Here is a 12,739-nt window from a genome sequence, read left to right on the forward strand (position 1 = left end):
TCGCCCGGAAAACGATTACCGAGCCTGACGCCGGCCGACGCGGAGAGAAGGTCCATGCCCACGATCCAGGACGTCGCGAAACTCGCCGGGGTCTCCACGGCGACCGTCTCCCGCGCCCTGTCGGGCTCACGTCCCGTGGGCCCCGAGGTGAAGCGGCGCGTGCAGGAGGCGGCCGAGCGGCTCGGCTACCGGCACAACGCCCTGGCCCGGGCGCTGCGCACCCAGCGCTCCCGCACCATCGGCATGGTCGTCCCGCAGATCTCCAACCCGTTCTTCCCGCTGCTCGTCGAGGCGGTGGAGCGCCGGCTCCAGCAGGACGGCGTCGACCTGCTGCTGTGCGACTCGCACCACGACCTCGACGTCGAGGCCCGCCGGCTGCGCACCCTCACCGACCGGCACGTCGACGGCATCATCATCAGCCCCCTGCACGCCACCGACAGCGCCCCGGCGATCCGTACGGCCGCGGAGCACGTCCCCGTGATCCAGATCGACCGCCAGGTGGAGGGCCTGCCGGGGCACTGGGTCGGCGTCGACGACACCGTGGGCTTCTCCCAGCTCGTCGACCTGCTGGTCGCCCGGGGCCGGCGGCGCCTGGTCTTCGTCAGCTCACGGCTCGACAACTCCTCGGCCCGCGACCGCGCCCAGGCCTTCGAGAAGTCCCTCGCCCGGCACGGGCTGAAGCCGGCGGCTCCGGCGCTGCTGGGGCGGTTCGACGTGTCGTGGGGGCTTGAGGCGGCGCAGGGGCTGGCCGACGACTACGGCGGTGACGGAGGTTACCGGGGGCCTGACGGTGTCGTCTGCGGCGACGACCTGATCGCGCTCGGCGTCCTGCGCGGGCTGTCCCGCGCGGGGATCTCCGTCCCGGACGAGGTCGCCGTCACCGGCTTCGACGACATCGCGTTCGCCGAGATCTCCGATCCGCCGCTGACCACCATGCGCCAGCAGTGGGACGTCATGGCCGACGAGTGCGCCCGGCTGCTGCGCCAGGACCCCGCGGGCGGCTCCCGCCGTATCGCGATCGCCCCGCTCCTCCAGCTCAGAGGCTCGACACCGAGGATCGCCCCCGCATGACGGACATCACCGAAGTCATCGAACTCACCCGCAAGCTCGTCGCGCTCCCCACGGTCGACGCCGCCGAGTCGGCCGCCCAGGCGGTCGTGGCACCGCTGCTGGAGCGGGCGGGGTTCACCGTCCGCGTCCACGAGCACGCGCCCGGCCGGGCGACCCTGATCGCCGAATGGCACACCGGCTTGGACGTGCCGCCCCTGTGCCTGTCCGGGCACCTGGACACGGTCCCGCTGGGCGCCGCCCCTTGGCAACACGACCCGTACGCGGGCGAGTTGGACGGCGACCGGCTGTACGGGCGGGGCACCAGCGACATGAAGGGCGGCGTCGCGGCGATGGTGCTGGCCGCCGTGCGGGTGGCGGCCCACCGGCCGCGCCGGGCGGGTCTGCGGCTCGTGCTGACCGCCGCCGAGGAGACCGGCGCGCTCGGCGCGCGCCATGTCGCGCCCCTGCTGCGGGGCGTGCGCAGCGGTCCGCTGCTCATCGCCGAACCCACCGCGGGCCAAGTGGTCCACGGCCACAAAGGCGCCCTGTGGCTGCGGGCCCGCACGACCGGGGTCACCGCCCACGGCTCGATGCCGCACCTCGGCGACAACGCCGCCTACAAACTCGCCCACGCGGTACTCCGCCTCGCCGACTTCGCCTTCCCCGTCCCCGCGCACCCCGTGATGGGCCGGCCCACCCTCAACGTGGCGACGCTCAGCGCGGGCCTCAACGCCAACTCCGTGCCGGACCTCGCGACGGCCACCGTCGACGTGCGGACGGTGGCGGGGCAGGACCACACCGAAGTGCTGGCCCAGCTCGCCGGTCAGGCGGGCCCGGAGGTGAGCTGGGAACCGCTCGTCGACCTGCCGCCGGTGTGGACCGACCCGGGGGACGAATGGGCCTGCTCTGTAGGGGAGTTGGCGACGGCGGCGGCTCCGGACACCTCGTACGCGCCGCGCACGGCGACCTTCTTCACGGACGCGGCGGTGTTGACGCCGGCTCTTGGGACGCCTCCGACGCTGATCTATGGGCCTGGGGAGCCGGGGCAGGCGCATGTGACGGATGAGTGGTGTTCGGTGCGGCGGTTGGGGGAGGCGGTGGGGGTGTATGAGGGGGTTGTTGGGGGGTGGTGTGGGGTGTGAGGGGGGGTTGTAGGGGGCGGGGTGGCTGGGGGTGTGGGGTGGCTGGGGGTGCGGGTTTGTGGGGTTTGCAGGTTTGTGAGGTTTGCGGGTTTGCGGGTTTGTGAGGTTGCGGGGTTTGCGGAGTTGCGAGGTTGCGAGTTTGTGGGTTTTGCGGCTGACGGGTGGGGGCCCGGACGCCGGTGACGTCCGGGCCGATCGTGTCCTGGTTCCTGGTTCCTGGTTCCTGGCCGGTCAGATCAGTACCAGTACCAGCGCCGGGCCGGCTTGTTGGTGAAGACGCGTCGCATCATCGCCGCCATGCTGCTCACCTCCTTCTCGTGTCGGGTGCGGGCGGGTGGTCCGGGGTGCGGTGCAGGACGAACGGCCGCGGGACGTTGCCCTCCGACATGGCGGCACGCGTCTCGGCGCCGGTGACCGCCAGGCGGGCGTGATCGGTGAGAGCGGCCAGCGACTCGGTGAGCAGCGTGTGCGCCACCGCCGCGCCGGCGCAGCTGAAGGGCCCTGTGCCGAAGGGGACGTAGGGACCATGCCCGGTGCTGTCGGCCCAGCGTCCGGGCCGGAAGTCGTACGGGGAGTCCCAGTGCCGTTCGTCATGGTGCAGCAGATACGGGCAGACGGAGAGCAGATCGCCGGGCGCGAAGACGGTGCCGCCGAGTTCCATGGCGCGCGGGAGGGTGCGCCCGAGCATCCAGGGCACCGGCCGGTGGCGCAGCGCCTCGCGCACGACGTGATCGACCGGCCAGGGCCAGGGCGCGGCCTCGGTGGGATGGGGCGCAGCCTCGGTGTGATGGGGCTCGGCCCCGGTGTGATGGGGCTCGACCTCGGTGCGATACGGCGCAGCCTCGGTGTGATGCAGACAGCCCAGCAGCACCGACCACGCCAGCGCGGCGCTGACGGGAGCCAGGATCGCCCGGAACATCATCAGATGCAGCCCGGCCACCGTCCGGTCGGACACCTCCGCTTCCGGGCACACGGCGAGCACCGCGTCCAGCAAGTCCCGTGCCTCACCGGCAGGTTGCCGACGCCGACGGCGCGCCTCCTCGGCCAAGGCGGCGACGTACCTGGCCCGCACCACCTCGGCCCGGCCCCGCTGCCACACGTACACCGACCGCACCGCGACACCTCCGTACGCGGCCTGCCGCACCAGTTCACGGCTGCCGCTAGGCGTACCGGGATGCAGCAGCAAGTCCGCCAGACAACGGTGGACCAGCCGCGTACCGGCGTCCGGCCACCGACTGGCGGTTGGCAGATCGGCCACTGCTTCGGGCAACGCGGCACGGTAGCGGGGAAGTCCGGAGCGCAGCAGCCCGCGCACCGCACGCCCCAGTTCGATCTGCGCATCGCGGGCGGGCAGCAACTCACCGAAGAAAACCGACCCGCCGATGTGATACTCCGGGTCCCGCAGCAGTGTCTGCGCCAACTCGGTATCGCGAACACACCAGCCGCCCCAGGGAAGTTGCATCACGCCCGCGGTGCTGCGGCGGCTCAACTCCTCGATGTAGGCAAGGGGGTCGCGCCGCAGCCGGATCCTGTACCCCGACCGCACCAGGCCCGCGCGGGGGCTGAGCCGAGTCCGGTGTTCTTTGTCAGGCATGGCGACGGTCCCTTGCAGCAGAAGCCGGCGACAGCGCGGGGCACTCCCGGCTACTGCCTTCCTGGATCGGCTCTGGTAGCCGATGGGATCCAAATGGGTACTTCCACACCGGAGTTGAGGTATGCCGGAAATAACCCGATGGTGTGAGCGCACGCGGGGAGCTCTGACTGGCTGGCGCCGCGCCTAGGTCGTGTGTCTGGGCTTGCGGTTACGCGGGGCGCGCGTTCCTTCTCAGCGGCGTGGAGCTGGCGGCATATGGGGGGTGGGCAGGCGGTTTCTCGTCGGGGATGCCTATGCGGGCGAGGTTCGACGCCGTCGGCGAACGTCCGCAGCACTTCGAGGATCCGACCACCCCGGAGGAAAAAGCGCACGGTCCCGGCACACGAAGCCCACCATCAACCGAGGACGCACCCGGCAAGCGGATGCTCGCCCTGCTGCGCCAGTTGGAGACCGCTTGCATGGCTGCGGGCGATCTCACGAAGACGTTGGAGGAGGCTTTCCTCCAACGCCCAGGAGCTGACGCGATTTTCCCGATCTCGGCGTCCAGCTTGGCAGCCGGGCGTTCGCCGGCATCAAGGACGACCGCCTCAACCGCACCAGGCATGTGCAGGCCTTCGCATCACTCAGGACCTGGCCCGGAGCGAAGGCGCACTACCGCCGCCGGCATGAGCAGACGAACAAACCGAGTTCCCCTCATCTTTCCAGCGGAGGCAGTATGCCGCCCTCTACCTCCGTGAGATGTGCGCCCCGGTTCCGGTATGCGGGCAGACGGTCAGTCGCTGCTCGTTCTGATCCGCACTCCATGCGCGTTGCGTTCGTAAGCACGCCGCTCGTCCTTCAGGGCGACGGGTTAGAGAACTCGGAGCGGTGCGGCAGATGCTGGCGCAGCTTAGCGGGAGCCGTGAGATCGGAAGGCCGACTTCTTGTGGTGTCACCCCGCTGACGGGAATTGGAGGGGCGTTGCATCGAGGGTGAGGAACAGCCATCTTGTCGGCGTGGAGCTGCTGCAGCCATTGCCGAGGCTGAAGCACTATCTGGCCTACTTGTCCGATGGCCGGGTGATCGGGCCGCGTCGGATCTTCAGCGGTGGCTGGAGCCGAGGAGGTCAAAGCGGCGATCGCCGACCCGTGGGCTGGGCAGCGAAGACGGTGCCGAGACCGCCGAACTGGGCCACTCAACTCCCCACCCGCCAGCCTATTTCCAACGCATACGGACCGTACTGAACACCGAGAACCCCGGCCGCATATACCTCTGCCTCACCCACCACCAAGGCGAGGTGCTCGCGGCGGCCAGGATGCTGACGGTCGGCGAGCACGCCCGGTACTCCTACGGCGTCTCGGGTATACGGTGTCCCGCTGCCGGCGCCACACCCCCTTCACGCTGACCGTCGAGGCCGATGCCATGAGAGTGGAACACCGGTTAACAGGCCGGCCGGGTGCCACCCCTCCCTCTATTCTTCCGCGTCTAGGCTGCCGCGCAGTGCCACCGGTTTCGGCTGGTCGCCCTGCTTCGGGGGCCCATCGGCCACCCGCGAAGGTAGCCAGCGCCGCACATTCTGCCCGTCCCAGCGCGCGGCCGATCCCATGACCCGACCGCCTGTCAATGAATCTGAACATAAAAGGGATCAGGAACCAGGTCAGCGATACCGAAGTGCCCGAATCCCACATCAGTAAGCATTCTGTAAACGAACTCCGACATCGGCATCCTGTACTCCTTAAGTTCCCCTCCATGCTCTCGAACAGCCAGCACCCACTCCTCGGAGGGACTATCTGGATGAGCGATCCAGTAGTACTCCACAGCGGTCACTGAAACTCCCCAGGGAATCAGCCCTCCCTCGCCAGGAACGAACAGACCGTAAGGTTCATACAATCGCCGGACCACCGGATGCTCGTCAGCCATCTGATGAAAATCTTCCAACACCTGAACAGCTTCGACGACTTCACCACCCGGAGACGAATAAACCCCAAAGTAGGCACTAAATTTCCCCATTCCGAAACAGAAATCGCCCCCCACTCTTCAAGTGCCTCGCCAGATCGCTGTCTTGCTGCCGGCTTGGGTGCAGTTCCCAGACACGTCCCAGGCATAAGCGGTGGTCATGCCGTCCTTGGTACAGGAAGTCATGCGGTTGGCCTGGTTGTGAGGGTTGGCGCCTGCGCTGCTTGCCTCCTTCTCACCGAGGCCGTAACCGTAGGTCGTCAAGGTGACGGCGCTGGTGCGGCCCGCGATGGTCGACCTGGCCACAGGTGACGTTGCTGCGGGGTCCTTGGCCTCGGTGGCTTCGCCGAAGGTGTTGTAGCCGGTCAGGGCGGACGGATTGAAGGTGACGGGTGCGTTGCCGTTCTCCTCGGCCTGGACGGTCTCCTGCACGAGGCAGCCGAACGTGTCGTAGCGGTAGGTGGTGTTGTTGCCGCGCGGACTGACAACGGTGAGCAGCAACCCGCAGCGGGCGTAGGCGGAGGTGGTGGTGACGCCTACGTGGAAGGCGCCGGAGAGCTGCTTCTAGGCGATCTTCCGGCCGAGACCGCTGTAGGTGTAGGTGTAGGAGGTGATCAGACCGGAGGGCGAGGTCATCTCGGCGAGGTCGCCACCTCCGGGAAACTGCCGCGTCCTCGACGGCCGGGCCGAGCACCTAGCAGCCGCCGAGCGGCTAGCTCCTCGTGACCTCTGACTCCCTTGATCCAAAGGCCCATTGTCAGTGGCGCCCCCTAACTTAGGAGTGTCCTGCCCACCCGAAGGAGACAACGTGACTTCCAAGCCTCGTCGCACCTACAGCAACGCCACCATCGCCGCCCTGACCACTCTCGCTCGCGGCGGCTGCTACTACCCCGAGTGCCGGATCCCCATCCTGAAGATCATCGAGGGTGATCCCTTCCTGAACCTTGAGATCGCCCACATCCGCGCGTTCGAGGACAACGGCCCACGGTCGGATACTTCCCTCAACACTCAGGATCGGAATAGCTTCGCTAACTTGATCTTGCTGTGTACACCGCATCACAAATTGGTGGACGGTCCTCGAAGCGATGAGTTCACGGTCGAGGTTCTTGAAGGCTGGAAATATTCTCGGGAGTCCGATGGAATCGACGCCCTCGCAGGGTTAACGGATCTGACCGAACAAAAGCTGGCCAGGATGATCCAGGAAGCGCAGCATGAACTCTTCGAGCGGCTGGATCCCGCACTGGACGAGTTCGCCAGAACCGCCCCTGAACTCGCAAGCCTGCTGAGGAGCGTGGTCAAGGAGATCTCCGATCCCAGGGTTCACGGTTTCGGAATCTCCGAGGACAGCATCCTCATGCTCAACAACGCGTCCCGCGATCTGAGGCACCTCCAGGACACCGCGTTTCTACTTCATAAGGCGTCTCAATCTCTCAGGTCACTCCCAGACAGCGTTATAGTTTTCTCGAACGCTGCGGAAAAAATCCGAGGTCTCTCTGATGCGGCGGGACTCATCAATAATGCAGCGGAAAAGCTCTCATCGGCAGCAGCGAAGGCACAAGACGCAGCTGCCCTCTCACGCAAAAACCGCTACTGACCGCTCCACTCAATAACACCTATCTGGCCCGTCTCCGTCAGGGCGGGACTTATAGTTTCCAGCTACATCGAAGTAACTTCATCTCCCGAAAACAGAAGTCCCCGACCTGGACACGAAGCCTGAATTCAAGGCGCAGAAACTCGTCTACCGTCAGCACTCCCCCGCGGACAAGAAGAGCTGCGCCCTGGTCAACCTCCCGAGCGGCGTGGAAACCAACACGCTCGACGCGTTCTAGATCGAACTGGCTGGGACATGTTCCTCGGTCACACACGCGTGGTGGGCCCAAGGCCGGGTACACGCACCTCTACTGGCAGCAAGGCCGCCGGTCCCCTCGCCGAGTACCGCAAGCGGTTCGACATCGAACACGTCCACCTCGCCTGGCTCGGTGATCACGTCAAGGGACACGTCTCCCAGAGCGGCGCCAACACCTGGCGGACCCGCCTCACCCTGACCGAGCAGATCCGGCTCACCCGCCGGCTGATGGCGTACGCGATCATCCGCTTCGCCCAGCTGGCGAACCGCCTGACGGCCTTCGCCGTTCCCGGCAACCACGACGGGACATCGAAGCCGCCTACGGCATCCGCAACCCACAGGCCCCGGATGCCGACATGCCCCGTGACGCGGTCGACAAGAAGGCCGTCGGCACGCGGTCGCCCGCCTCGCTGACATCCGACGAGGCTGGGAGACGGTCCCTCTCTCACTTGCCGAGCGACGGGCCCTGTTCATGCGCGACGCCCTCGACTGGGAGGACCAGAGGTTCGTGGCCTGCGAAGCAGTCACCGACCACACCTAAGGCGACCGAAAAGGCGGAACGGTGAGACCCTGGAACAGGGACCCACCCTCCCGAGGAGGCACTCATGCGTAAAGTCGCCGACTGCCGGGACTACCCCAGCGAATCCAACTGTAGCCTGGCGATTTCCGGCGAAGAAGAGGAAGTCGTCCAGGCCGCCGCCGAGCACGCCGCATCGGTGCACGGCCACCCCGACAGCCCCGAACTCCGCGCGGAGCTGCGAAAAATGCTGAAGGACGAGACGCCCCGCTAGGGGCCGTACAGAGGTGAGGCCGCGGGCTCACCAGCCCGCCCTCACCGGCAGCACGACGCCCGACTTATCGGCGTACGCAGTCAAGCCGCGCCACGCTTCCTCCTCTCTCCCTGCTCCTCCGCCAGCGCGGCATCGACAGCCCCGGTGAAAGCGTCCGGACCCCCGAAAGCACCCGGATCGAGGGCGATGAGCAGCGCGTTCTGGCGGATCACTAGAGCGGAAGGCCGAGAAGACAGGCGCCCCGACCAGCGCACTGGTGAGGAGTTCGAAGGCGGGCGACATACCGGAACCCTTCGCACCCCGGGCGGCAGCGGCATCGCCGTCCGCTCCGGGTCAGTGGTGGTCGCGGCTCCCTAGGTAGCGGCGCCGTTCGCCTTCGCCTGGCAGATCTTGCAGAGGACGATGGTTGCGGGGGCCATGTCGAGGAGCAGCAGCGCGCAGGCCGGTACGACGACAGCGGCCGCGCCCTTGGCCCCGGTGTAGCCCATGCCTGGCATCCGGCGGCGAAAGCAATGTCGATGTGACCCTGTGCGGCGATCCACGCCTCGGAGTAGCCGATGGCGCCGGTGCGGAAGATCCGGCGTATGCCGACCACGGCGACGTCACTCGCCCCGGCCCGTCGTACGACTTCGCGGCAGCTACGGTGAGGGCCAGGCTGGGTTCACGGTCGGCGTCAAGGACGGCGGCGGCCGGTGCCGTCGACTCGACGCTGATCTCGGGCCGACCATTGACCACGCCCTCAGCTGGCAGGTCCAGGTAAACGGGGACACGAGCGATCAGGACGGCCCAGGCAAACACGTCGGCGATGGTACGCGTGCCCTCGGGACCAAGGCCGCCCTTCCCCAGGAGGGCGGCAGCGATACCCGCGGTCACGAGCATAAACCTCCAGGATCGCGGGTGACGAGGACGTCGACGGCGGCAGTCGTACCGTCCGTCACAGCCTTGAAGGCACGCTCCAGAGCGAGCGTGAGGGCGTCGGCCGTCTCGGTGTACATCTCGAACGACTCGGTGAACGCGGCCAGTCGGGACACCCTGCGCAGATCAGTGCCGAGCCGTTCGCCGGTGGCCGCACCCCCACCCGAGGTAGAACGGCGGTAGTTGAGGTTCGTCGACGGACAGGCGCAGTTATTGAACACCACGATCAGCACTGACAGTTCGTAGGCCCGCGACGCGTCGTACGAGGGGATGACCGGGTTGCAGGCGAAATCGGCGCCGCCGATGGTGAGCGCCACCGGCCGGTCCCGGCGGAGAAGACATAAAAGGGGTCCACACCCTGAAGGACCACATAATCCGGACGACGAGAAGATGGCACAGAAGGCGGAGGGAATCCGACAAGGGCATCGCCACGCGCTCGGCCAGCCAGAACATCGCAGCACAGGCCATCGAATCGGCCATGCAACAGTGGATAGTCCAGTCCGGCAAAGCCCAGGAGTTAGCGGCCTGGACGGTCAAGCAGGCACAGACAATCGGGAAGAAGTGGGTACGCAAGGGTGACGCCGTGGAGGTCTGGGACGTGGAGACCAACGTCGTCGTCATCCAGTTGAAGTACGTGGGCAAACCCCACAAGGGCAAGTACGTCGTCTACACCTCATACCTGGAAGGCTGACCGTGACACCGGAGGACCCGTACTTCGAAGACACCTCCGTCGAGGACATCGGGCTGACCTGGGTCGCCTCGAAGCGGAGCATCCTCGACTCCCTCTCGGCAGAGGACGCCGGGCATTTCCTGCGGGACGGCGGCCCGGACGCGCTGTGGCTGCGCCTGGCCGAGACCGCGGTGGACACGTTCGACCGGACAAAGGCGCGACAACTCGGCCAGGACATCGACCGGCTGACGGGTTCCCCGCTCCCGGACGACACCCTGCGCACGGTCTGGCTCGGGGCCGTCCACGGCTGCTTCGACCCGGCCGAGCACGGCCTGGACACCCGCGCCTGGCTGCACCGGATGAGAGAGGCATGGCTCACCCGTGTCCACCAGGACGCCCCGGACTTCGTCCCCGCGCCCCCACAGCCCGTACTCGACGAGGGACTACGGCAAGCCGTTCTCCAGACCGTCGCACTGGCCGCGGACGACCTCGACCGCGCGGTGACGGACGGCCGCCTGTACGGCGCCCCGGCAACCGGCCTCGTCCCCGCCCTGGAAGCGGTCACCGGCCAGGTCTGTGCCGACCTCGGCTACCGGTTGTTCCTGCGCGCGATGAAGGAGTACTTCGTAAGGATCGAGACACCGGCCTACGACACCTTCATCACTCTTGGAAAACGCTTCGGCTATCCGCCCTTCCTCGTGGGAGACAACCTCAACCACCAGGAATGATCCCTACGGCGGGCCCCACCCACCATCTCGTTCGGACGCAGACTTGTGCCACGGCCGATGTGGGCCACGCCATGCCGGAGGTATGAGGTGTCCCGATGGCGGTGGGCCGGCGGCCGGCGAACCCGATCGGCGTGAGCGGGTCCGGTTCGCTGCGGCTGACTTGATCGAGGCAGGGGCCGGTACCTGGACACCGGCGGACGTCGAGGCGAGCCGGACGGTACGAAGGAGGGCGTCCGCTACTACACCCACGGGGACGAGACGGCGGCCGTCCGCACGCCGCCAGCTTCTCGCCCCCCCTCTCCACCACCAGGGCACCGCGACAGCCGCCGTCGCCATAACCCGTGCGGAGACCGGACCGAGTCGATCCACGGCATCGTCCCTTCCAGCCGCTCCAAGGCCGACAACCGTGCCACGGACTGGCTGCCGGACAACATCGCCCCATCCATGAAGTCCTTCCAGCAAAGGCATACTCATTTCGGGGCTCACGGCGGCCGTGTGCTATCGGTTATGGAACACCCTGTGCCGGTGGGCGGAGAACTCCTCCGCCCACCGGAGGCGATGTGATGGGAGCGGGGTGGCTGGAGGGGGCGTTGGCGAGCGCGGTCGGCCTGCTGTCGATGCCGCTGCTGCTGTGGGCCGGTATGCGGCTGCTGGGCGAGCGGGGCAACCACCTCCTCGTCCTCTGCACCGTGGCGTGGTGTCACGGCTCTCGGGGGACTGCTGTCACTCGTCGAGGTGCCACGCGGCTGAACGACGCCGCTCTCCGAAGGAATCGGAACCGGACGGATGACGGCGCCCGCCAGGCTCGGTTCAGGCTGTCGCGGTCTGCTTCGGCCGGCGGCGGCCCAGATCCTTCAACCGCAACGCAGGCTTCTCGACGAAGTGCCAGGAACCGGCGGCCAGAAGAAGGGTGAACGTCATGGTCAGCAGCAGGTACACGGCCATCCCCAGGCGGGGGATGCCGAAGACCGCGAGGATCTGCTGGACGAGGAAGCCGTAGATGTAGATGCCGTAGGAGTAGTCCTCCCGCGCCCCGATGCGGCGGAAGGGTGCGGGCAGGCGGATCGCGAGCCAGAGGAGGACGTAGGCGAGGGCGGGGAGGCCGGCGACGAAGAAGTGGCCGTAGTGGAGGGTGGCGAGGAGGACCGCGAGGGCGGTCGCGCCGAGGGGGTCGCTGACGGGGACGTGTTCCTTGTACAGCTCGATCAGCGCGCCGAGGCAGAAGGCGAAGCCGAGGTAGAGCAGCCAGGCCGGGGTGACCTCGCCGATCGGGGGGAGGTCGAGGACGTGGAGGTAGCGGGCGTCGGAGGGGCCGGTCCAGAAGGGGGTGGCGATCGCCTGGCGGACGATGAGCCAGCCCAGGAACGCCGTGATGAGCAGGACGGCGCGGCGGGCGCGGGTGAGGATGCCGGTGACGGCGAGGAGGGCGACGCCGGCGTAGCAGAGGGCTTCGTAGCGCAGGGTCCACAGGGAGCCGTTGAAGGCGGGGGCGTGGACGGTTCCGGCGGCGCGCTGGTGGGTCATGAGGCCGGAGATGTCGTACTCGCGGGTGGTGATGGCCCAGTTGGCCTTGAGGTAGCCGAGGGGGTGGAGGCCGTCGAGGGTGGCGTGGACGTGGCCGTACAGCAGCGGGGCGGCGACCAGGGCGGTCAGGGCTATGCAGACCCAGTAGCCGGGCAGGATGCGCAGGGCGCGGTGCCAGAGGAAGCGGCCGGTGGGGAGGCGGGTGCCGCTGCGGGTGACGAGGATGCCGGAGAGGACGAAGAAGCCGTAGACGGCGAGTTTGCCGAGGTCGGTCTGGCCGCCGGTGAAGTGGTGGCCGTATTCCTTGCCGCCGTAGCCCAGGACGCGGGCGTGGGAGATCACGACGGCGGTGGCGAGGGCGAGCCGGATGATGCCGAGGCTGTTGGTGTGGCCGGTGAAGAGGTCGGCGACGGTGCCGTGCGACCAGCGCGGGCGGCGGGGCGGAGGGGCCGGGCTGGGCGGGGTCGGGCGGGTCAGTTCGAGGGTGCGGGGCATTGCGGTGTCCTGGGACCGAGGACGCGCTGTGGGCCGTGGGGTGCGCGAT

Annotated in this window: 13 protein-coding genes; 7 read left to right on the forward strand and 6 right to left on the reverse strand. The window is 67.8% G+C overall.

Annotated features, from left to right (window positions below; translation table 11 throughout):
- Positions 1 to 54: 54 nt before the first annotated feature.
- On the forward strand, positions 55 to 1,071 hold the full coding sequence (locus ACYUD3_RS18880; RefSeq protein WP_470971227.1) for a LacI family DNA-binding transcriptional regulator: 1,017 nt from the start codon (positions 55 to 57) through the stop codon (positions 1,069 to 1,071).
- Positions 1,068 to 2,192 carry a M20 family metallopeptidase gene (locus ACYUD3_RS18885; protein WP_470971230.1) on the forward strand — a complete coding sequence of 375 codons (1,125 nt, stop codon included), beginning with the start codon at positions 1,068 to 1,070 and terminating at the stop codon, positions 2,190 to 2,192. The genes ACYUD3_RS18880 and ACYUD3_RS18885 overlap by 4 nt, the downstream gene beginning before the upstream one ends.
- Before the next feature lie 304 nt (positions 2,193 to 2,496).
- Here the strand turns inward: ACYUD3_RS18885 and ACYUD3_RS18890 are convergent, their stop codons facing one another.
- From ACYUD3_RS18890 to ACYUD3_RS18900, 3 genes are all read right to left on the reverse strand, one after another.
- Positions 2,497 to 3,786: a cytochrome P450 gene (locus tag ACYUD3_RS18890; protein ID WP_470971232.1), complete on the reverse strand. Its 1,290-nt coding sequence runs from the start codon at positions 3,784 to 3,786 to the stop codon at positions 2,497 to 2,499.
- Between the two features lie 1,599 nt (positions 3,787 to 5,385).
- A complete protein-coding gene (locus ACYUD3_RS18895) occupies positions 5,386 to 5,685 on the reverse strand; it encodes a hypothetical protein (RefSeq protein ID WP_470971234.1) in 300 nt (99 codons plus the stop codon).
- A gap of 117 nt (positions 5,686 to 5,802) precedes the next feature.
- A complete protein-coding gene (locus ACYUD3_RS18900) occupies positions 5,803 to 6,222 on the reverse strand; it encodes a hypothetical protein (RefSeq protein ID WP_470971237.1) in 420 nt (139 codons plus the stop codon).
- 307 nt (positions 6,223 to 6,529) lie between these two features.
- On the opposite strand from ACYUD3_RS18900, the gene ACYUD3_RS18905 reads away from it, so the two are divergent.
- The 3 genes from ACYUD3_RS18905 to ACYUD3_RS18915 all read left to right on the forward strand — a co-directional run bounded on the left by ACYUD3_RS18905 (position 6,530) and on the right by ACYUD3_RS18915 (position 8,358).
- Positions 6,530 to 7,315: an HNH endonuclease gene (locus ACYUD3_RS18905; RefSeq protein ID WP_470971238.1), complete on the forward strand. Its 786-nt coding sequence runs from the start codon at positions 6,530 to 6,532 to the stop codon at positions 7,313 to 7,315.
- A 276-nt stretch (positions 7,316 to 7,591) separates the two neighbouring features.
- Complete coding sequence (locus ACYUD3_RS18910; protein ID WP_470971241.1) at positions 7,592 to 7,981, forward strand: hypothetical protein; 390 nt, start codon at positions 7,592 to 7,594, stop codon at positions 7,979 to 7,981.
- Positions 7,982 to 8,172: 191 nt separating this feature from the next.
- Complete coding sequence (locus ACYUD3_RS18915) at positions 8,173 to 8,358, forward strand: DUF1059 domain-containing protein (RefSeq protein WP_470971243.1); 186 nt, start codon at positions 8,173 to 8,175, stop codon at positions 8,356 to 8,358.
- A 353-nt stretch (positions 8,359 to 8,711) separates the two neighbouring features.
- On the opposite strand, the gene ACYUD3_RS18920 is transcribed toward ACYUD3_RS18915, so the two are convergent.
- Together ACYUD3_RS18920 and ACYUD3_RS18925 are read right to left on the reverse strand one after the other, a co-directional pair.
- Positions 8,712 to 8,846: a hypothetical protein gene (locus ACYUD3_RS18920; RefSeq protein ID WP_470971245.1), complete on the reverse strand. Its 135-nt coding sequence runs from the start codon at positions 8,844 to 8,846 to the stop codon at positions 8,712 to 8,714.
- A gap of 381 nt (positions 8,847 to 9,227) precedes the next feature.
- Positions 9,228 to 9,590 carry a hypothetical protein gene (locus ACYUD3_RS18925; RefSeq protein ID WP_470971248.1) on the reverse strand — a complete coding sequence of 121 codons (363 nt, stop codon included), beginning with the start codon at positions 9,588 to 9,590 and terminating at the stop codon, positions 9,228 to 9,230.
- 161 nt (positions 9,591 to 9,751) lie between these two features.
- Between ACYUD3_RS18925 and ACYUD3_RS18930 the strand changes: the two genes are divergently transcribed.
- Positions 9,752 to 9,964 (forward strand): hypothetical protein, encoded by a 213-nt coding sequence (locus tag ACYUD3_RS18930; protein ID WP_470971250.1) that lies wholly within the window; start codon positions 9,752 to 9,754, stop codon positions 9,962 to 9,964.
- 2 nt (positions 9,965 to 9,966) lie between these two features.
- Positions 9,967 to 10,671, forward strand: a complete 705-nt coding sequence (locus ACYUD3_RS18935) for a hypothetical protein (RefSeq protein ID WP_470971252.1) — start codon at positions 9,967 to 9,969, stop codon at positions 10,669 to 10,671.
- A gap of 810 nt (positions 10,672 to 11,481) precedes the next feature.
- Here the strand turns inward: ACYUD3_RS18935 and ACYUD3_RS18940 are convergent.
- Positions 11,482 to 12,690, reverse strand: a complete 1,209-nt coding sequence (locus ACYUD3_RS18940; protein WP_470971255.1) for an acyltransferase family protein — start codon at positions 12,688 to 12,690, stop codon at positions 11,482 to 11,484.
- Positions 12,691 to 12,739: the final 49 nt, after the last annotated feature.

The organism is Streptomyces sp. AMJ-169, assembly GCF_055597585.1.